General features: G+C 71.8%; 18 protein-coding genes. 5 read left to right on the plus strand and 13 right to left on the minus strand.

What is annotated here, in order from left to right; translation table 11 throughout:
* Positions 1–196 precede the first annotated feature (196 nt).
* The 6 genes from pyrE to ABZ934_RS29190 form a co-directional block, all read right to left on the minus strand.
* A complete protein-coding gene (pyrE, locus tag ABZ934_RS29165) occupies positions 197–736 on the minus strand; it encodes an orotate phosphoribosyltransferase (RefSeq protein WP_361318806.1) in 540 nt (179 codons plus the stop codon).
* Between the two features lie 60 nt (positions 737–796).
* On the minus strand, positions 797–1,585 hold the full coding sequence (locus ABZ934_RS29170; protein WP_361318808.1) for an aldose 1-epimerase: 789 nt from the start codon (positions 1,583–1,585) through the stop codon (positions 797–799).
* A gap of 77 nt (positions 1,586–1,662) precedes the next feature.
* On the minus strand, positions 1,663–2,658 hold the full coding sequence (locus ABZ934_RS29175) for an SRPBCC domain-containing protein (RefSeq protein ID WP_361318810.1): 996 nt from the start codon (positions 2,656–2,658) through the stop codon (positions 1,663–1,665).
* A 58-nt stretch (positions 2,659–2,716) separates the two neighbouring features.
* Positions 2,717–4,357: a polyamine aminopropyltransferase gene (locus tag ABZ934_RS29180; RefSeq protein WP_361318812.1), complete on the minus strand. Its 1,641-nt coding sequence runs from the start codon at positions 4,355–4,357 to the stop codon at positions 2,717–2,719.
* A 107-nt stretch (positions 4,358–4,464) separates the two neighbouring features.
* The gene (locus tag ABZ934_RS29185) at positions 4,465–5,016 is read right to left on the minus strand and encodes a DUF2617 family protein (RefSeq protein ID WP_361318814.1); all 552 of its coding nucleotides are present in this window, start codon (positions 5,014–5,016) and stop codon (positions 4,465–4,467) included.
* A 353-nt stretch (positions 5,017–5,369) separates the two neighbouring features.
* Positions 5,370–5,525, minus strand: coding sequence for a hypothetical protein (locus ABZ934_RS29190; protein ID WP_361318816.1), 156 nt, complete (start codon positions 5,523–5,525; stop codon positions 5,370–5,372).
* Between the two features lie 239 nt (positions 5,526–5,764).
* Between ABZ934_RS29190 and ABZ934_RS29195 the strand changes: the two genes are divergently transcribed.
* Positions 5,765–6,955, plus strand: a complete 1,191-nt coding sequence (locus ABZ934_RS29195; RefSeq protein ID WP_361318818.1) for a pyridoxal phosphate-dependent aminotransferase — start codon at positions 5,765–5,767, stop codon at positions 6,953–6,955.
* Between the two features lie 348 nt (positions 6,956–7,303).
* Positions 7,304–8,455 carry a hypothetical protein gene (locus ABZ934_RS29200; protein ID WP_361318820.1) on the plus strand — a complete coding sequence of 384 codons (1,152 nt, stop codon included), beginning with the start codon at positions 7,304–7,306 and terminating at the stop codon, positions 8,453–8,455.
* Between the two features lie 4 nt (positions 8,456–8,459).
* Here the strand turns inward: ABZ934_RS29200 and ABZ934_RS29205 are convergent, their stop codons facing one another.
* Together ABZ934_RS29205 and clpB are read right to left on the minus strand one after the other, a co-directional pair.
* Positions 8,460–9,002, minus strand: a complete 543-nt coding sequence (locus ABZ934_RS29205) for a YbjN domain-containing protein (RefSeq protein ID WP_136210059.1) — start codon at positions 9,000–9,002, stop codon at positions 8,460–8,462.
* A 154-nt stretch (positions 9,003–9,156) separates the two neighbouring features.
* Positions 9,157–11,757: an ATP-dependent chaperone ClpB gene (clpB, locus tag ABZ934_RS29210; protein ID WP_361318822.1), complete on the minus strand. Its 2,601-nt coding sequence runs from the start codon at positions 11,755–11,757 to the stop codon at positions 9,157–9,159.
* A gap of 159 nt (positions 11,758–11,916) precedes the next feature.
* Here clpB and ABZ934_RS29215 point away from each other — a divergent pair, with 159 nt between their 5' ends.
* Positions 11,917–12,321: a TIGR03618 family F420-dependent PPOX class oxidoreductase gene (locus tag ABZ934_RS29215; protein ID WP_361318824.1), complete on the plus strand. Its 405-nt coding sequence runs from the start codon at positions 11,917–11,919 to the stop codon at positions 12,319–12,321.
* Positions 12,322–12,475: 154 nt separating this feature from the next.
* Here the strand turns inward: ABZ934_RS29215 and ABZ934_RS29220 are convergent, their stop codons facing one another.
* Positions 12,476–12,757 carry a (2Fe-2S)-binding protein gene (locus ABZ934_RS29220; protein WP_361318886.1) on the minus strand — a complete coding sequence of 94 codons (282 nt, stop codon included), beginning with the start codon at positions 12,755–12,757 and terminating at the stop codon, positions 12,476–12,478.
* A gap of 369 nt (positions 12,758–13,126) precedes the next feature.
* On the opposite strand from ABZ934_RS29220, the gene ABZ934_RS29225 reads away from it, so the two are divergent.
* Positions 13,127–14,167, plus strand: coding sequence for a helix-turn-helix transcriptional regulator (locus ABZ934_RS29225; protein ID WP_361318826.1), 1,041 nt, complete (start codon positions 13,127–13,129; stop codon positions 14,165–14,167).
* 65 nt (positions 14,168–14,232) lie between these two features.
* Here ABZ934_RS29225 and ABZ934_RS29230 read toward each other — a convergent pair whose 3' ends face one another.
* From ABZ934_RS29230 to dnaK, 4 genes are read right to left on the minus strand one after another with little or no spacing between them, the layout of a single operon-like run.
* Positions 14,233–14,679: a helix-turn-helix domain-containing protein gene (locus ABZ934_RS29230; RefSeq protein ID WP_361318828.1), complete on the minus strand. Its 447-nt coding sequence runs from the start codon at positions 14,677–14,679 to the stop codon at positions 14,233–14,235.
* A gap of 1 nt (position 14,680) precedes the next feature.
* The gene (dnaJ, locus tag ABZ934_RS29235; protein WP_361318830.1) at positions 14,681–15,868 is read right to left on the minus strand and encodes a molecular chaperone DnaJ; all 1,188 of its coding nucleotides are present in this window, start codon (positions 15,866–15,868) and stop codon (positions 14,681–14,683) included.
* Positions 15,869–15,907: 39 nt separating this feature from the next.
* Positions 15,908–16,591 (minus strand): nucleotide exchange factor GrpE, encoded by a 684-nt coding sequence (gene grpE, locus ABZ934_RS29240; protein ID WP_361318832.1) that lies wholly within the window; start codon positions 16,589–16,591, stop codon positions 15,908–15,910.
* A complete protein-coding gene (dnaK, locus tag ABZ934_RS29245; protein ID WP_361318834.1) occupies positions 16,591–18,435 on the minus strand; it encodes a molecular chaperone DnaK in 1,845 nt (614 codons plus the stop codon). The genes grpE and dnaK overlap by 1 nt, the downstream gene beginning before the upstream one ends.
* A gap of 207 nt (positions 18,436–18,642) precedes the next feature.
* On the opposite strand from dnaK, the gene ABZ934_RS29250 reads away from it, so the two are divergent.
* Complete coding sequence (locus tag ABZ934_RS29250; RefSeq protein ID WP_361318836.1) at positions 18,643–19,227, plus strand: sugar transferase; 585 nt, start codon at positions 18,643–18,645, stop codon at positions 19,225–19,227.
* Positions 19,228–19,326 lie beyond the last annotated feature (99 nt).

Raw genomic sequence — 19,326 nt, forward strand, 5'->3', positions numbered from 1 at the left:
TACCCGCCTCTACCCGGGCCCGGTGGACGTTTCACGTGAAACATCCGGCCGAGCCCGGCGACGGACGGAAAACAGCAGGTCAACGGCCGCAGCCCCGGAAGGCCGGGTTCCGCCGGGCGTCTCGCCCCGTGGACGCCCGGCCTCCGCCTGCGCGTGACGACAGGGCCGGAGAGGGTCGGACAGGGTCGGACAGGACCTAGGACAGGCCCAGGTCCGAGAGCCGGTAGCCGGTCAGGTAGGGCAGGCCCGCCTCGGCGATCGCGTCGGCCGCGCCGCGGTCCACGATCGTCGCCACGGCCACGACCTCGCCGCCGGCCTCGCGGACCGCCTCGACGGCGGTCAACGGGGATCCACCGGTGGTCGAGGTGTCCTCGACGACCAGGCAGCGCTTGCCCTTCACGTCGGTGCCCTCGATCCGGCGCTGCATGCCGTGCGCCTTCTGCGCCTTGCGGACGACGAAGGCGTCCAGGCGCCCGCCGCGCGCGGCGGAGGCGTGCAGCATCGAGGTCGCCACCGGGTCGGCGCCCAGGGTCAGACCGCCGACACAGTCGTAGTCGAGGTCGGCGGTCAGGTCGAGCATGACCTGACCGACCAGCGGGGCGGCCTGACCGTCCAGGGTGATCCGGCGGAGGTCGATGTAGTAGTCGGCCTCCCGCCCGGAGGACAGGGTCACCTTGCCGTGCACGACGGCCTTGTCCTTGATCTGCTGCAGAAGCTCATCGCGTACGTCACTCATGGCTCTGAGCTTAAAGGGAGGCCGGCCCCCGCCTCGACGACGGCGCCTCGGGCACGCCCCCTACGCCAGGCGGCGCCAGGTCCAGGTGGTGGCGACCTCCAGCGGGTCCACGGGGGTGACCAGCCGCGGCAGGCTGTTCAAGCCGTTCGGTGGGCCCGTCTGGGGTTCGACGCAGATCGCCTCCGGCTCCTCGTCGTAGACGACCACCCACTCGGCCCGACTGGTGATCCTCAGTTCCAGCGCGCCGGGCCACGTCAGGGTGACGTCCACCCCGTCGGGCATCCCGAAGCAGTCGTCCCACGGCCCCGGCTTCGGGTCGATCCGCCGGCCGGTGGGGATGTGGTCGGGGCCGCGCTCCTCCTGCCAGGCCGGGGCGAAGTCGAGCTTCGCCTCCGCGCCGTCGGGCGTGAGGCTGCGGTGGAACCAGGGGTGCCAGCCGGCCTGGGCCGGGAAGGAGTCGCCGTACGTCTCCACGCCCATCGTGAGCGTCACCGCGTCCTCGTCCAGCCGGAAGACCTGGGTCACCCGGCCCGGGTACGGCCACGGGTCGGCGAGGTCGTACGTGAACACGGCCTCGGTGCCGGTGTTGTGGGCCGGGCGCCAGGCGGCCTCGCGGCCGAAGCCGTGGATGGCGTGCGGGGGATGGTTGAGCGGCAGCCGGTGGACGGCCGCCCCGTCGCGGAACCGCCCGTTCGCGGTGCGCCCGCACCACGGGACCATGGGGAACGCCCCGTACTTGGGGCCCTGCCGCAGCAGCTCGGTCCCGTCGACGCGCAGACTGCTGATCCGGCAGCCGTTCTCCTGGTCGATCGTCAGCTCGGCGCCGCCGGCGCTCAGTCGCGTACTCATACGGCCGACCCTAAACGGCCGGGGCCGTCCCCGTGGTCAAGGTCGTACCCGAGAAGTGGCGCCGACCAGCGGAGCCTTCAGCGCCGGCGGCGCAGGACGCGGCCGACCACGACGGCGGAGGCGACGGCCAGGGCGGCGGCCGGGGCGATCCAGCGCAGGCCGACTCCGGCGGCGGCCGAGGAGGGGGCCGGAACGGGGGCGTAGCGGCCGCGCGGGGGCGCGTGGTCGACCTCCTCTGCGCTGCGGCCGATCATCGTGCGGCGGGCGTGGGCGGCTTCGGCGGGGGGCCGCGCGGATCCGCCGAGCGCACCGGTTTCGTCGAGGCCCTCGAAGCCGCCTTCGAGGAAGGGGTCGAGGGACGGGGGCGGGACCTCGGCGTCGAACACCGACTCGGTGACCTCGGTGATGCCGTCCCCCTCACCGTCCCCGGCGGAGGCGGCCTCATCGACCCCGTCGGAGTCGGCACCGGCGGAGGTGGAGGCGGCGCCGAGTTCCGCCTCCTCGGCGTCCGCGACGGGATCGGCGACGGGCTCGGCGACGGGCTCGGCGACGGGCTCGGCGACGGGCTCGGCGACGGGCTCGGCCGGCGGCTCCGATCCGGATCCCGGCTCCGCCGGCGGCTCCGGGTCGGGCTCCGCCGTCCTGGCCGCCGCAGCGGCGAGGTTCGCGGCGGTGCGGTCCAGCAGCCGCTGCGCGGCCGCGGCGGTGGCTTCCGGCGCGAAGGCCGCGGCGCGCCCGTCGGCGGAGCCCTGGCCGGAGATCTCCAACCGGGTGCCGCCCTCGTGCGGGATGAGCCGCAGCATCAGCGCGAGCTTGACGGTCCCGCTGCCCCGCACCTCGGCGCCCGCACCCTCCACGGCGAAGCGCCCCGGGTCCCGCTCCGTGACGGCCAGCGCACCCCGGTAGGTCACGGTGTGTCCGCCCACCCGCACCTTGAGCCGGCCCGCCAGGGGCCCGGACGCCGTGTCGGCGTCCTGCTGGAGCCCGGGTACGCAACGGGCCACCCGGGCGGGGTCGCGCAGCACGGCGCGGAGGTCGTCTGCGGGTACCGGAACGAACACCTGATGCTCCATGCGGACGAGCCTACCGACGAGACCGGTTCCTGTACCCGGTCCTGCGCCGACCCGGGCCCTACGTGTACCTCGGGTGCGGGAGCGTCGACGGCGGCAGGCCCGGCACCCGGGTGCGTTCCGCCTCCCGGGCCGCGTCCTGGAGGGCCGGGGTGGACACCGAGCGCAGCCCCGGCGTGTCGCGGTCGACCCGCAGCCGCGGCGCGGCGTCCCGCGCGGCGAGCACGAAGCCCCAGTCCTGCGGTCGGGCGCCGGTGCCGCCCTGCGCGCGGTCGGGGCCGGCGGTGAAGCCGGAGAGACGGCCGCCCGCGCTGTACGGCGTGGTCCGCAGACCGGCCGCGCGCAAGGTGGCGTCGACCGTCCAGTAGGTGCGCGGCCGGGTGGCCAACGGCCCCGCGTGCACCGCGATCCGGCCGCCGGGGCGCAGGGCGCGGGCGGCCAGCCCGTAGAACTCCTGCGAGTACAGCTTCGTGCTGGGCGTGATGCCCGGATCGGGCAGGTCGGAGACGATGACGTCGAAGCGGTCCCGGGCGGCCGGGCCCCGCAGCCAGTTGAAGGCGTCCTGCGTGACGACGCCGAGGCGGGGGTCCTCGTACGCCGCGCCGTTCAGCTCGGACAGCATCGGGTCGGTACGGGCGAGCCGGACCACTCCCGGGTCGAGCTCGACGACGGTCACGGAGGCGACGTCGGGGTAGCGCAGCACCTCACGGGCGGCGAGCCCGTCCCCGCCGCCCAGGACCAGGACCCGGGCATGCGGGCCGGCCATGGCGGGGTGGACGAGGGCTTCGTGGTAGCGGTACTCGTCGTAGCCGCTGACCCGCAGCCGCCCGTCGAGGTACAGGTCGAGCGAGCGCGGTGACCCGGTGGCCGGTCCGGTCAGCACCAGCTCCTGCACGTCGGTCTGTACGGCGACCCGCACGTTGCCGCCGTAGACGGCGGCACGCGCGATCCGCTCGAAGTCGTCGGACAGGAGGGCCGCGGAGGCGAGGACGGCGAGGACGGTCACGTTCGTGGCGATCAGCAGCCACCGGCAGCGGCGGCTGAGGTCGCGGCGGAACAGCCACAGGACGAGCCCGCCGCCGACGGCGGCGTTGACGCTGCCGGTGAGCACCGCGCCGCTGAGCTGGCCGAGCACCGGCAGGAGCAGGAAGGGGAACGCGAGCCCGCCGACGAGGGCGCCCACGTAGTCGGCGGCGAACAGGTCCGCGACGGCGCCGCCCGCGTCCTGCCGGTGGATGCGCTGGATCAGCACCATCAGGAGCGGGATCTCGGCGCCGATGAGCACGCCGATGGAGAACGAGAAGGCGACGAGCGCGGGCCTCGACTCCCCCAGCCAGGCGAAACTCGCGTACAGGGCCATCGCCGAGAGCCCGCCGAGCAGGGCGAGGGCCGCTTCGACGGCGGCGAAGCCGAAGGCGGGCCGGCTGCGGAGCCGTTTGGCGAGCAGGGAGCCGACGCCCATGGCGAAGACCATGACGGACAGCACCACCGACGCCTGGGTGACGGAGTCCCCGATGAGGTAGGAGCCCAGCGCGAGCAGCTCCAGTTCGTAGACGAGACCGCAGGCGGCGCAGACGAAGACGGTGGCCAGCACGAGGAGTCGCCCGGTCCGGGGCCGTACGGGCAGGGCGGCCGGGACGGTCGCCACGCCCCGCGGCCCCGGAGCCGGCAGCACCCGGCGCGGTACGGAACGGTCGATCATGAGGCGAACCGTACGTCACCGACCGCTCGCAACCCGTCACTCACATGGGTGCAAGTGGAGCGCCGATCCAGCCGATCGGAGTAATCGCGAGCCGGCCCCGCACCCCCTCACAGCGACGCCACGGCCACCGCCTCGGGGGGCCCCGAGCCCGCGCCCATCCGTACCCCCACCCGTGTGCGGGTGGCGACCAACTGGCCCTCCTGCGGGTACGCGTGCCAGGTCCGCCACCGCACCTGACCCTCGTGGCGCTGCGCCAGCAGGGCGGTGAAGGCGTGCGGGCTGCCGGGAAAGGTTCCGGCGAGTCCGTTCGGGTGATCCGCGACCAGCGCGAGCAGTTCCTGGGCGCGCCCGGCGAACGAGCCGCGCGAGAGCGTCTCGACGCGCGCGGCGAATTCGTACTCCCAGTCGCCCACCCGCTCGGCCACTCCCAGCGGCAGCGGGGTGCTGCTGCCGGGCATGCAGGCGACCGTCTCCGAGCAGAGCACGTCGCCTTCCTCCATGAGCACCTGGTGGGAGGCGCCGAGCAGGCGCAACTCCACTTTCGCGCCCGCGAGCTGGAGGTTCAGTACGGCGAGGGCGGGCAGCCGGTCCCGTCCCAGGGCCCAGGCGAGATCGGCGGCACGCGTGTCGGTATAGGTGGTCTGGAGGGTCGTGAGCATGAGTCGGCTCCGCAAACGCGCGAGGGAGGTGGGCCGGGGACCGCCAGCGGTTGGTCAACGGGTGGGGGGACACCGGCACGGGTCCACAGGAAGTCCAGGGAGGTCCGAGGACTGGTCTACTCAACCGAGGGAATCATGAAAGGCACGGCACTCACAGCGTTTTTACCCAACTTGACGGGGTTTACATCCCCCCGGGGGCTACCCGGTTCACGTGTTCAACCACATGCCGCCCGTACGTCGTAACGCGAAGGCGGATGCGGTACCGGCAGGGTGTTGACGTGGCGCTGTCGAGGAGTTGACGAGGTGCTAACAAGGGGACGCCCAAAGGAAGTTGTCCCCGCTGGGCGTCCCGTTTACGCGGTACCGGCCGTACCGATCCTCAACTGGATCCGCATCCGCCGCCACCGCAGGAGGAACCGCCCGAGGAACCGCACGACGACGAGGACCCGCAGGACGAGCCGCCGGAGCACCCGCCCGAAGACCCGTCGGAGCCGCTCGCGGCCCACCAACTGCTGCCACTTCCACCGCCGCTGCCGCCGCTCCCCCCGCCCGCGGCCTTGACGGCCACCGCGACGACGATCCCGACGAAGACGACACCCAAGAGCACTACGGCAAGAACCATGTCCCGCCCCTCTCCGAACCCCCGGACACCCGGGGTACGGGACCCCCGTGTCCCGTGTGCGGGGGAGATGCCCGCGGGCCACTCGCGCCAAAGCACACTTGAGCAACTCCAGAGGTTCCCCGCAGGATGGCCGCCATGAGCGCACCCGCGGGCGGCAGCCGCCCCTTCCTGAACCGCCGGCTGGCGGACTTCGGCACGACGATCTTCGCGGAGATGTCGGCCCTGGCCACCGCCACCGGGTCGATCAACCTCGGCCAGGGTTTCCCCGACACCGACGGTCCGGCGGAGATCGCCGAGGCGGCCGTACGCGCGATCCGGGACGGCAGGGGCAACCAGTACCCGCCGGGCCCCGGCGTCCCGGAACTGCGGCTCGCGATCACCGAGCACCAGCGGCGCTTCTACGGGCTGACGTACGACCCCGATACGGAGGTCCTGGTCACGGCGGGCGCCACGGAGGCCATCGCGGCCGCCCTGCTGGCCCTGCTCGAACCGGGTGACGAGGTCATCGCCCTGGAGCCCTACTACGACTCCTACGCCGCCTGCATCGCCATGGCCGGCGCCGTCCGCGTCCCGCTGACACTGCGCGCCCCCGACTTCCGCCTGGACGCGGACGCCCTGCGCGCCGCCGTCACCCCCCGCACCCGGCTGCTCCTGCTGAACACCCCGCACAACCCCACGGGCACGGTCCTGACCCCGGCGGAGCTGGCGGCCGTCGCCGAACTGGCGATCGAGCGGGACCTGCTGGTCGTCACCGACGAGGTCTACGAGCACCTCGTCTTCGAGGGATCGCACACCCCGCTCGCCTCCCTGCCCGGCATGCGCGAGCGCACGGTCACCATCTCCTCGGCCGGCAAGACGTTCTCCTTCACCGGCTGGAAGGTCGGCTGGGTCACCGCACCGCCCGCGCTGGTCGCCGCCGTCCGCTCGACGAAGCAGTTCCTGACGTATGTCTCCTCGGGCCCCTTCCAGCATGCGATCGCCGAGGCCCTGGCCCTGCCGGACACGTTCTACGAGAACCTCCGCGCGGACCACCTCGCCAAGCGCGACCTCCTCGCCGACGGGCTCGCGGCGGCGGGCTTCGAGGTGTTCCGCCCCCAAGGCACGTACTTCATCACCACCGACATCACCCCCCTCGGCGAGAAGGACGGCCTCGCCTTCTGCCGCGCCCTGCCGACGCGCTGCGGCGTGGTCGCCATCCCCAACCAGGTCTTCTACGACGACCGGTCCGCCGGCGCCACCCAGGTCCGCTGGGCCTTCTGCAAGCGGGAGGGTGTGTTGGAAGAGGCGGTGACCCGCCTCAAGCGGTTGGTGGTCTGACGGGGCGCACGGAGGAACTGCCGCCGAACTGCGGGATCGGGGCTCCGGGAAGCCGTCGCCCGGCTCGGCCGGCTGTAGGGCGCCGGCGGGGGAGGCACCCGAACGGGCGCGGCGGGGTCCCCCGAAAGACTTCCGCGCGGGAGCCCCGCTCGGGGGCTTCACCTGGGGAAACGGCGGTTTCGGCGGGTGTCGGCCGGGAATCGGCGCGGGGGCCTGCCTCGTAGGGTTGGCCCGTCGTGGGGAGGCCGGCCGGGAGCCCCTTCCACCGCGGGCTCCGGGGTCATCGGCGCCGGAGCGAGGCTGACGCACGCGAACGCGCCGGAAGCGCCGGCGGGAAGACCGGGAGACATGGCTGCGGTTTCGACGGGTCCGACGCTGTCCCCGCACGCGCCCCGGACACGCACCGACGGCCCGTCGCCCGCCCTCCTCGCGCTCGGCGTGTTCGCCGCCGTGCGCGGGGCCGGGGTGCTGATCATCACCGCCGGCGCCTGGTGGGCCGGGCGGGACCCCGCCCGGGTCCTCGGCGGATCCTGGGACTCCGTCTGGTACCTCGGCATCGCCGCCCACGGGTACGGCCGGACCCAGATGTGGGCGGACGGCTCCATCCAGAGCGACTACGCGTTCTTCCCGCTCTACCCGGCCCTGGTGCGCCTCGCGGGCGGCGGCGCCCTGGCCGCGCTGGCGGTGGCGTGGACCGCCGCGGCCGGAGCCGCCCTCGGGGTGTACCGGGTCGGGGAGCGGCTGCTGGGGGCCCGGGGCGGGGTGCTGCTGGTCGCCCTGTGGGCCGTGCTGCCGCACGCCGTGGTGCTGAGCGCCGGCTACACCGAGGCACTGCTGGCCGCGCTGGCCGCCTGGGCCCTGTACGCGGTGTTGCGGGAGCGCTGGCTCTGGGCGACCGCGCTGGCGGTCCTCGCCGGGCTGACCCGGCCCACCGGGATCGCCGTCGCCGCCGCGGTGTCCCTCACGGCCCTGCACGCGCTGGCGGTACGCGGCCGGCGGGCGCCCGAGGTGTGGACGGCCGCGCTGCTGGCCCCGGCGGGCTGGGCGGCGTACGTCCTGGCGGTGGGGGCCCGCACGGGGCATCCCCTCGACGGGTACTTCACCGTCCAGCGGCGCTGGGGGTCCCGCTTCGACTTCGGCGTGGGCACACTGCGCGACGCCGAGAAGGTGCTGACCGGCGGCCCCGTACCGTTCGCGACCACCTTCACCGTGGCGGTGCTGGTCGTGGCGGCTCTGCTGGCGGTGCCGCTGCTGCTGGACCGGGCCCCGATGGCGCTGCTCGCGTACACCGGCGTGCTGATGCTGATCACCTACGGCGGGGGCGGCTTCTTCGAGTCGAAGCCGCGCTTCCTGCTGCCCGCGTTCCCGCTGCTGCTGGCGCCCGCGGCCGTGATGGCCAAAGCCCGGCCCCGCACCGCGGTCGTGGTGATCGCGGGGCTGGCCGGGCTCTCGTACGGCTATGGGGTGTACCTGCTCCTGGTGGCGCGGGTACCACTGTGACGGGTCAGTTCTCCTCGTCGCCCTTGTCGTCCCCGCCGTCGGCGGAGTCGGCGTCCTGCTCCAGGCCGAGCTGCTCGACGAGCCACTTGTCGAACTCGATCGAGGCCCGGACCCAGCTGACGGTGGAGGACACGAAGTGCTCCAGGTTGACGCCGGTACCCACCAGCATCTGCGCTTCGCCGATCAGGCGGACGGAGCCGTCGTCGTGCGTGTGGCTGTAGACCTTCGGCCACAGGGTGCGGCGGTTCCAGTCGTCGATCGTCTCCAGCAGCTGCGGCTTGTCTTCGATGCCGTGCGGACGGTCGTAGAAGGTCCGCACCGAGAAGACCTGCTGCTCGCCGTCGCCGCGGAACATGAAGTACGTGCGGAACTCCTCCCACGGCGCCGCGAGGTCACCCTCGTCGTCGACGACGTACTTGAGCTCCATCTGCTCCAGCAGCTGCTTGACCAGATCCTGGTCGGGGACGACGGGGCCCGCCGGTCCTGTGGCCTGCGGATCGGGCTGCTGCCCTCCGAAGTTCGGAATCGAGGCCGGGTCGATGCTCACCGTGTACTTCCCTTCGTGCGGATAGTGTCATCCTCCCCCATCGGTCCCACCCCGTGTCCAGCCCCGCACGCCCGATCCGCTCCGGGCGGACACGAGTAGGGCTCCGGTAAGGACGGGCAGGGACCGGGGCCCCTAGCCCGGGGCCCGTCCGGTGTCACAGCGCCTTGCCGACCAGCAGGTCCTCGCCCGCCACGTCCACGCGTACGGTGTCGCCCTCGCGGACCTCGCCCGCCAGGATCTCCTTGGCGAGGCGGTCGCCGACGGCCGTCTGGATCAGACGGCGCAGCGGTCGGGCGCCGTACGCCGGGTCGTTGCCCTTGTCCGCCAGCCAGGCCAGGGCCTCCGGGGTGACGTCCAGGGTCAGCCGGCGGTCCGCCAGCCGCTTGGCGAGGCGGCCGATCTGGAGCTCGGCGATGTGGGCCAGCTCGTCGCGGCTCAGCGCCGAGAAGACCACCAGGTCGTCCAGGCGGTTGAGGAACTCCGGCTTGAAGGAGGCCCGCACCATTTCGAGGACCTTGGCCTTCTTGTCCTCCGGCGAGGCCAGCGGGTCCATCAGGAATTGGGACCCCAGGTTCGAGGTCAGGATCAGGATGGTGTTGCGGAAGTCCACCGTGCGCCCCTGGCCGTCGGTGAGGCGGCCGTCGTCCAGGACCTGGAGCAGGATGTCGAAGACCTCGGGGTGGGCCTTCTCCACCTCGTCCAGCAGGACGACCGAGTAGGGGCGCCGGCGCACGGCCTCGGTGAGCTGGCCGCCCTCCTCGTAGCCGACGTAGCCGGGCGGCGCCCCGACCAGCCGGGCCACGGAGTGCTTCTCGCCGTACTCGGACATGTCGATGCGGACCATCGCCCGCTCGTCGTCGAACAGGAAGTCCGCGAGCGCCTTGGCCAGCTCCGTCTTGCCCACGCCCGTCGGCCCCAGGAAGAGGAACGAGCCCGTCGGTCGGTCCGGGTCGGCGATGCCCGCCCGGGTGCGCCGCACGGCGTCGGAGACGGCCCGTACGGCCTCCTCCTGGCCGATCAGCCGACGGCCCAGCCCGGCCTCCATGCGCAGCAGCTTCTGCGTCTCGCCTTCGAGCAGACGGCCCGAGGGGATGCCCGTCCAGGCGCCCACCACGTCCGCGATGTCGTCCGGGCCGACCTCGTCCTTGACCATGGCGTCCTTGGAGGGCCCGGCCTGGGACGCCTCGGCCTCGGCCTCCGTGGCCTCGGCCAGCTCGCGCTCCAGGGCGGGGATCTCCCCGTAGAGCAGCTTGGACGCCGCGTCGAAGTCGCCGTCGCGCTGGGCGCGCTCGGCCTGGCCGCGCAGGTCGTCCAGGCGTTCCTTCAGTTCGCCGACCCGGTTGAGGGACTGCTTCTCCTTCTCCCAGCGCGCGGTCAGGCCGCGCAGCTCCTCCTCCCGGTCCGCGAGGTCCTTGCGGATCTTCTCCAGGCGCTCGACGGAGGCGGGGTCGGACTCGTTCTTGAGCGCCAGCTCCTCCATGCGCAACCGGTCGACGGAGCGCTGGAGCTCGTCGATCTCGACGGGCGAGGAGTCGATCTCCATGCGGAGCCGGGATGCGGCCTCGTCCACCAGGTCGATGGCCTTGTCCGGGAGGAACCGGGAGGTGATGTAGCGGTCCGAGAGGGTGGCCGCGGCGACGAGGGCGCTGTCGTTGATGGCGACCTTGTGGTGGGCCTCGTAGCGGCCCTTGAGGCCGCGCAGGATGGCGATGGTGTCCTCGACGGTCGGCTCCGCCACCAGCACCTGCTGGAAGCGGCGCTCCAGCGCCGGGTCCTTCTCGATCCGCTCGCGGTACTCGTCGAGCGTGGTCGCGCCGACCATGCGCAGCTCGCCGCGGGCGAGCATGGGCTTGAGCATGTTGCCCGCGTCCATGGCCGAATCGCCGCCCGCGCCCGCGCCCACGACCGTGTGCAGCTCGTCGATGAAGGTGATGATCTGACCGTCACTGGACTTGATCTCGGCGAGGACGGTCTTGAGCCGTTCCTCGAACTCGCCGCGGTACTTCGCGCCCGCGACCATCGCGCCGAGGTCGAGGGCGACGAGCCGCTTGTTCTTCAGGGACTCGGGTACGTCGCCCTTGACGATGCGCTGGGCGAGGCCTTCGACCACGGCCGTCTTGCCGACGCCGGGTTCGCCGATGAGCACCGGGTTGTTCTTCGTGCGGCGGGAGAGCACCTGGACGACGCGGCGGATCTCCTGGTCGCGGCCGATGACGGGGTCGAGCTTGCCCTCGCGGGCGGCCGCCGTGAAATCGGTGCCGAACTTCTCCAGGGCCTTGTACTGGCCCTCGGGGTCGGGAGTGGTCACCCGGCGCCCCCCTCGTGCGTTCTCGAAGGCGTCCAGCAGCTTGCGCGCCGTCGCACCCTGGGCGGTCAGGACCTCGCCGGCCGCGCCGCCCCTGGCGGCGAGGGCGATGAGGAGGTGTTCGGTGGAGAGGTACTCGTCGCCGAGCTTGCCCGCCTCGGCGTCGGCCTCGGCGAGTACGGCGAGCAGCTCACGCGTGGGCTGCGGGGGCGCGACGGTGGAGCCCGTGACGCTGGGCAGGGCGGCCAGCAGCCGTTCGACTCCGGTGCGCACGGCGGCCTGGTCGGCCCCGGTCGCGGCGAGCAGGTCGATGAGGTTCTCGTTGTCCTCGCCTGCGAGCAGAGCCAGCAGCAGGTGCGCGGGGGTCAGGTCCGGGTGCCCGTCCTTCACGGCCCTGCTGGTGGCCGCGTTCAGCGCGTCCCGGCTCTTGTTCGTCAGCTCGGCGTCCACCGCCGCTCTCCTCTCCGTGGCAGGTTCGGATCGTCATGTCCCGCATGACGTCCGGCGTGACAGGTACAGCGTGCACAAAGTTGAGTCTATTCCACTCAAGATGGTTTTCAAGAGCCGACCGGCCGAGGTGCGGCCCGGCCCCGAACGTACGCTTCGCCCATGGCCCACGACGTACTCCACCCGACGCCCGAATACCTCGCCTTCTGGCAGGAACGGCACGTCTGCACGCTCACCACGCACCGCCCGGACGGCACCCCGCACGTGGTGCCGGTGGGCGTGACGTACGACCCCGAGGCAGGACTGGCCAGGGTGATCAGCAACAAGCACAGCAAGAAGGTCCGCAACGTCCTGGCGGCGCCCGACGGCGTCGCGCGGGTCGCGGTGTGCCAGATGGAGGGCCGACGCTGGGCCACCCTGGAGGGGCGCGCGACGATCCGCACGGACGAGGCGTCGGTGGCGGACGCGGTGGAGCGCTACGCGCGGCGGTACGGGCGGACGCCCTCGCCCAACCCGGACCGGGTCGTCCTGGAGATCACCCTGGACCGGGCGATGGGCCGCGCCTGACGCGCCACGGCGCACACGGGCCGGCGACGGCCGGGCCGGCGACGGCGGGGCCGCGCGCGCCCGGACATCACAACGGCGCCATCGTGGTCAGGTCCACGATGGCGCCGTTGTGTGGGGGTAGCACCTGAGCGATGTGCAACGAGGGGGAATCGCTTCAGGCACTTCGGGGGGTGGCGGCGGTGATCTCAGGCTCGAACAGCTGGTGGTCCCGCTGGTCGAGGTTGACGAAGACCATTCCGTACCGCACCTCACAGCGGACGGGCTGCGGTGCGCCCCGGGGGCGGCGCAGACAGCGGTAGGCCCGGACGTCTTCGTCCTCTTCTCGTACGACGACGATCGGCTGGCCGAACAGGGTGACCATCAGCGAATCGCCGGCGTGGGGGATGGCCGTGGCGAGATCGATGAACTGCCACCCCGACCGGTACGCCGAAGCCATCTCGCGTCGGAAGTCCCGGTCGTCGGGGGTCACTGGGAGACCTGCGCAGGCGCGCTGTTCCAGCCTAGGTCCAAGGGAGCCGTGTTCCAGCCCAGGTCCTGCGGAGCCGTGTTCCAGCCGAGATCGTGCTTGCCTACCGACTCGACGCGCGTACCGGCACTGGCCTGAACGCTTCCCGCGTCCCCGTTGACGGCGACGACTGCCCCGAAGACCGCAACGGCGGAGAAAACAACGGCAAGCGCCGAGCGAAGCATTCTCTTATACATGGTCGGCTTCGTCCTCACTTGATGGAATCCTCTCCCCCGCAGTGACAGACGATGGCTTATTCAGGCACGTCAGTGCCACAGGGACGATGCATCATGTTCTTACATGTTCAGGACCCTGGGGGGTGGAGATTTGGTAAGAAGCGAGACAAACCCGACACATCCCCACTCCGTCACGGAGATGTGCGCCGAAGGAGCACGGCTGTACGCGGCTGCCCTGAGCACCGGCCGCGTCGCCCGCGGCGAGGTGCGGAACGCCCCCTGCCTGCTCGAATTCGCTCTGCTGCGACCCGACCCGGATGACGCGAACCAGCTCCGCGCGGTTCCCCCGTCCGTCGCGCTCGCCCAACGACTGCACCCCATCGAACGCGAGATCCAGGACCGCAGACGCACTGCTGTAGATCTCACCGATGCATTCGAGCCGTTCCTCGCCATCAGCGCCCAAAGCCCCGCCAACACCCACGCCATCACCGTGTTGGAGGGAATCGACCAGATCAACGCCGCCCTCGACCTCGCCACCGCCGAGTGCCACACCGAGGCCCTGACCGTCCAGCCGGGCGGCGCCCGGCCCACCTTCATCCTCAGCGAGGCTTTGGAGCGCGCCGCGCCGCTCATCGACCGCGGGGTGAGCATCCGTACGCTCTACCAGCACACCGTGCGGCACAGCCAGGGCACGCTCGCCTACGTGGACCGCGTCTCCACGGGCAAGGTGGAGATCCGCACGCTGGAGGAACTCATCGAGCGGCTCATGATCTTCGACCGCACGGTGGCGTTCATCCCCGCGAGCGACGACCGCCGGGTGGCGCTGGAGCTGCGGCACCCCGGGCTCGTCGACTACCTCATCAAGGTCTTCGAACAGCTCTGGCGCCGGGCCGTCCCCTTGGGCGACGAGGTGCCCTACACGCACACGCCGGACGGCATCTCCGGCGTGCAGCGCTCCATCGCCCAACTGCTCATCGAGGGGCACGTGGACGAGGCGATCGCGCGCCGGCTGGGGATGAACGTACGCACCTGCCGCGCGCACATCGCGAAGCTGGCGACCGTGCTGGGCAGCGGCAGCCGGGCGCAACTCGGCTTCCTGATCGCGCAGTCGGGCATCCTGCACAGCGCGGCACCGCCGCTGCCGCCCGCGCGTCCGACGCCGTAACGCGCGGGACCCCGCCCGGTCTCCCCGGGCGGGGTCCACACGTCCTGCCGCGATCGGTTTCCCGGTCAGTCCTTCGCGCGCTTGGGGCGCCACACGACCAGCGCGTTGCCCGGCTGCGGCGGCTGGTACGGGACCAGGTCCCGCCGGTACGAGGCGTGCACCTGCGCCTCCCTCGCCCGCAGGGTGGCGGCGGCCCCGTCCACAGCCGTGGACAGTTCGGCCACGCGCTGCTGCAAGGCCGCGACCTGGTTCTCCAGCTCGATGATCCGCTTGATCCCCGCGAGGTTGATGCCCTCGTCCTGGGACAGCGCCTGCACCGTGCGGAGCAACTCGATGTCTCTGGCCGAATATCGACGCCCGCGCCCGGCCGTCCGGTCAGGTGAGACCAGGCCGAGACGGTCGTACTGGCGCAGGGTCTGCGGATGCAGACCCGAGAGCTGGGCGGCCACCGAGATCACGTAGACCGGTGTCTCATCGGTCAGTTGGTACGGGTTCTTGCGGCGGCCGTCCATCTCATGCTCCCTTCGCGGACTCGAACAGGGCGGCGCGCGGGTCCTCGGACCCGGTCGCGTCGCGGTACATCTCCAACGCCTCACGGGCCTTGTCGGACAGCTCCGCAGGGACGGCCACCTCGACCGTCACCAGCAGGTCGCCGCGGGTGCCGTCCTTGCGGACCGCGCCCTTGCCCCGGGCGCGCATCGTACGGCCGCCCGGCGTGCCCGGCGGCAGTTTCAGGGTGACCGAAGGACCGTTCAACGTCGGCACCTTGATCTCGGCGCCGAGGGCCGCCTCCGCGAACGTCACCGGGACGGTCACCGTCAGGTTGTCGTCCTTGCGACCGAACACGGGGTGGCTGCCGACGTGGACGACCACGTACAGGTCACCGGCGGGACCGCCGCGCTCGCCCGGAGCGCCCTTGCCGCGCAGCCGGATCCGCTGGCCGTCGGAGACGCCCGCCGGGATCCGGACCTGCATGGTGCGGGAACTACGGGCCCGGCCGCTGCCCTTGCAGACGTCACACGGGGTCTCGGCGATCAGGCCGCGACCTTTGCAGTCCGCACAGGGGTCGGTCAGCGAGAAGCCGCCGCCGCTGCCCCGCGAGACCTGGCCGGTACCGACGCAGGTCGGGCACACCCGGGGGGTGCCGTTCTTGTCGCCGGTGCCCGAACACGCCTTGCAGGGGGCCTGCGAGGACATCCTGAGCGGGACCGTGGCCCCGTCCACCGCCTCCGTGAAGGAGAGGGTGACCTCCGACTCGATGTCCTGGCCGCGGCGGGGCTGGGTGCGGGTGCCCGCACCGGGGCCCGCGCCGCCGCGGTTGAACAGGCCGCCGAAGACGTCCCCGAGGCCGCCGCCGAAGCCGCCGCCAGCGCCGCCGCCCGGCTGGGCGCCGCCGAAGAGGTCACCGAGGTCGAAGTTGAACGAGCCGCCGGCGCCGCCCGGACCGGGGCGGAAGCCCCCGTTGCCGAACAGGGCGCGGGCGTCGTCGTACTCCTTGCGCTTCTTGGCGTCCCCGAGGATGTCGTTCGCCTCGGAGATCTCCTTGAAGCGCTCCTCGGCCGAGGCGTCGCCCTTGTTGGCGTCCGGGTGGAACTCGCGGGCGAGCTTCCGGTACGCCTTCTTGATCTCGGCCTCGGTGGCGTCCTTGGGGACACCGAGGACCTTGTAGTAGTCCTTCTCGACGAAGTCCTTCGTGCTCATCCTCGGTGGCCCTCCTCTCGTGCACCTACATGTTCGACGTCAGCCCTTGTCCGGGGCATCCGTGTCCTTGTCAGACGGCGTGTCGCCGTCCGCGGACTCGGACTTCGCGGCGGGGGCCGCGCCCGGCTGGGGCTCGGCCACCGCGACCCGAGCGGGACGGATGGTGCGCTCGCCGATCCGGTAGCCCGGCTGCAGGATCGCGACGCAGGTCGTCTCGGTGACGTCCGGCGCGTACGAGTGCATCAGGGCCTCGTGGACCGTCGGGTCGAAGGGCTCGCCCTCCTTGCCGAACTGCTGCAACCCCATCTTGGCGGCGGCCGTCTCCAGCGATTCGGCCACCGACTTGAAGCCGCCGACCAGTTCGCCGTGCTCCCGGGCCCGGCCGATGTCGTCCAGCGTCGGGAGCAGTTCCGTCAGCAGCGACGCGACCGCGATCTCCTTGACGGCGATCCGGTCCCGCTCCACCCGACGGCGGTAGTTCTGGTACTCAGCCTGGAGCCGCTGGAGGTCCGCGGTGCGCTCGCCGAGCGCGGTACGGGCCTGGTCCAGCTGCGCCACGAGGGCCGTCTCCTTGCCGAGGGCCTCGGCTGCTGCGTCCCCGGCCGGGGCCGCCTCGTCCTCCTTGGAGGAGTCGGCGGCCTTCGGCTCGGCTGCCGCGTCGTCCGCGCCGGCGCCGGTGGGGACTTCAGGCTTCTCGTCGAAACCCGGCGTCTCCTCCGACATCAGGCAGCGCCACCCTTCGGCTTCTCGTCGTCCACGATCTCGGCGTCGACGACGTCGTCGTCGGCCTTGGCCTGGCCGGCGTCGGCCGCGCCGCCGGCGGCCTGGGCCGCCTGCGCGTCGGCGTAGATCGCCTGGCCGAGCTTCTGGCTGACCGCCGCGACCTTCTCCGTCGCCGTACGGATCTCAGCGGTGTCCTCGCCCTTGAGCTTCTCCTTCAGCTCGGCGACGGCCGCCTCGACCTCGGACTTGACGTCGCCCGGGACCTTGTCCTCGTTGTCCTTGACGAACTTCTCCGTCTGGTACACGAGCTGCTCGGCCTGGTTGCGCGTCTCCGCGGCCTCCTTGCGGCGCAGGTCCTCGTCCGCGTACTGCTCCGCCTCCTGGCGCATGCGGTCGACCTCGTCCTTGCCGAGCGAAGAGCCGCCGGTGACGGTCATCTTCTGCTCCTTGCCCGTGCCGAGGTCCTTCGCCGTGACGTGCATGATGCCGTTGGCGTCGATGTCGAAGGAGACCTCGATCTGCGGGACACCGCGCGGGGCCGGCGGCAGACCGGTCAGCTCGAACATGCCGAGCTTCTTGTTGTACGCCGCGATCTCGCGCTCGCCCTGGTAGACCTGGATCTGCACCGACGGCTGGTTGTCCTCGGCCGTCGTGAAGATCTCCGACCGCTTGGTCGGGATGGTCGTGTTGCGCTCGATGAGCTTGGTCATGATGCCGCCCTTGGTCTCGATGCCGAGGGACAGCGGGGTCACGTCGAGGAGCAGGACGTCCTTGACCTCACCCTTGAGCACACCGGCCTGGAGGGTGGCGCCGATGGCGACGACCTCGTCCGGGTTGACGCCCTTGTTGGCGTCCTGACCGCCGGTGAGCTCCTTGACGAGCTCGGCGACGGCCGGCATGCGGGTGGAGCCGCCGACCAGGACCACGTGGTCGATCTCGGACAGCTGGATGCCGGCGTCCTTGATGACGTTGTGGAACGGGGTCTTGCAGCGGTCGAGCAGGTCCGCGGTCAGCTGCTGGAACTGGGCGCGGGTGAGCTTCTCGTCCAGGTGTAGCGGGCCCTCGGCGGAAGCCGTGATGTAGGGCAGGTTGATCGAGGTCTCCGTGGAGGAGGACAGCTCGATCTTCGCCTTCTCGGCCGCCTCGCGCAGACGCTGGAGCGCCATCTTGTCCTTGGACAGGTCGACGCCGTGGCCGTTCTGGAACTGCTTCACGAGGTAGTCGACGACGCGCTGGTCCCAGTCGTCACCACCGAGGTGGTTGTCACCGTTGGTGGCCTTGACCTCGACGACGCCGTCGCCGATCTCAAGGAGGGACACGTCGAAGGTGCCGCCACCGAGGTCGAAGACGAGAATGGTCTGGTCGTCCTTGTCGAGGCCGTAGGCCAGGGCGGCGGCCGTCGGCTCGTTGACGATGCGCAGGACGTTGAGGCCCGCGATCTCACCGGCCTCCTTCGTCGCCTGACGCTCGGAGTCGTTGAAGTAGGCCGGGACGGTGATGACCGCGTCCGTGACCTTCTCGCCCAGGTACGCCTCGGCGTCGCGCTTCAGCTTCTGCAGGATGAAGGCGCTCATCTGCTGCGGGTTGAAGTCCTTGCCGTCCAGGTTGATCTTCCAGTCGGTGCCCATGTGGCGCTTGACCGAGCGGATCGTACGGTCCACGTTCGTGACCGCCTGGCGCTTGGCGACCTCGCCGACGAGGACCTCGCCGTTCTTGGCGAAGGCGACGACGGACGGCGTGGTCCTGGCGCCCTCGGCGTTGGTGATGACGGTGGGCTCGCCGCCTTCCAGAACGCTGACGACGGAGTTAGTGGTGCCCAGGTCGATGCCGACCGCACGTGCCATTTTGATTCCTCCAGCTGACTTGAGTGGAACAGACTCAAGGATGCAGGAACCCTCCGGCCGCGTCAACAGAGGTGAGCCGAGTCGACTCAACTCTTACGCCATCCTTACGCTCAACCAGCGGGTTCCGCCCCGCGCTGCGGGGCCGAGCGGGCGACGCCCGCCGCGCGCCGACCCGGGCCGGTGGGGGCCGTGCGGCACGGTGCCTGCATGCCGCTGCAGCCCTTCACACTCCCCGCGCTCCGGTGTCCCGCCTGGTCGCCGCCGCGGCCGGACCTCTCGGCGAAGCGGGTGCTCGACCTCCTCGGCGCGCTGCTGCTGGCCGTGGTGTTCGCCGTCCCGCTCCTGTCCGCCGTCGGACTGCTCTACGCGGCCGGGGTGGTGGCGGGGGCCGGGCGGCGCGGGACGCCGGGCGCGGGGGTCCTCGTACGGGAGCCGGCGGCCGGGCTGGGCGGGCGGCCGTTCCGGACCTGGCGGCTGCGGACGGAGAACGCCGGCCGGGCGGGCGAGTTCGTCGAACGGTGCGCGCTGGACGCGCTACCCCAGCTGCTCAACGTGCTGCGGGGCGAGATGTCGCTGGTCGGCCCGCGCCCCGAAGCGGGCGTGGACAGGGCCGATAGGCTGCACGTACGGCCCGGTATGACCGGATTGTGGCAAGTGAGCGCCCGCTCCGACCTGCCCTGGGAAGAGATGGCCCTGCTGGACCGGCACTATGTGGAGAGTCACTGGCTGGGAATGGATCTGGCGATCCTCGCGCGGACCCCCCGGGCCACCTACCGACACAGGCATGCCTGAGCGACACAGATCACCGCACGCCCACCTACATTGCGGCGCGGGAACTGGGTAACCTCAAGCCTTGACTCAATAAGTTACCGCTTAGTAAGTCCCGCCCGA

Origin of the sequence: Streptomyces sp. NPDC046557, from assembly GCF_040645975.1 — a bacterium.
Lineage (GTDB): Bacteria > Actinomycetota > Actinomycetes > Streptomycetales > Streptomycetaceae > Streptomyces.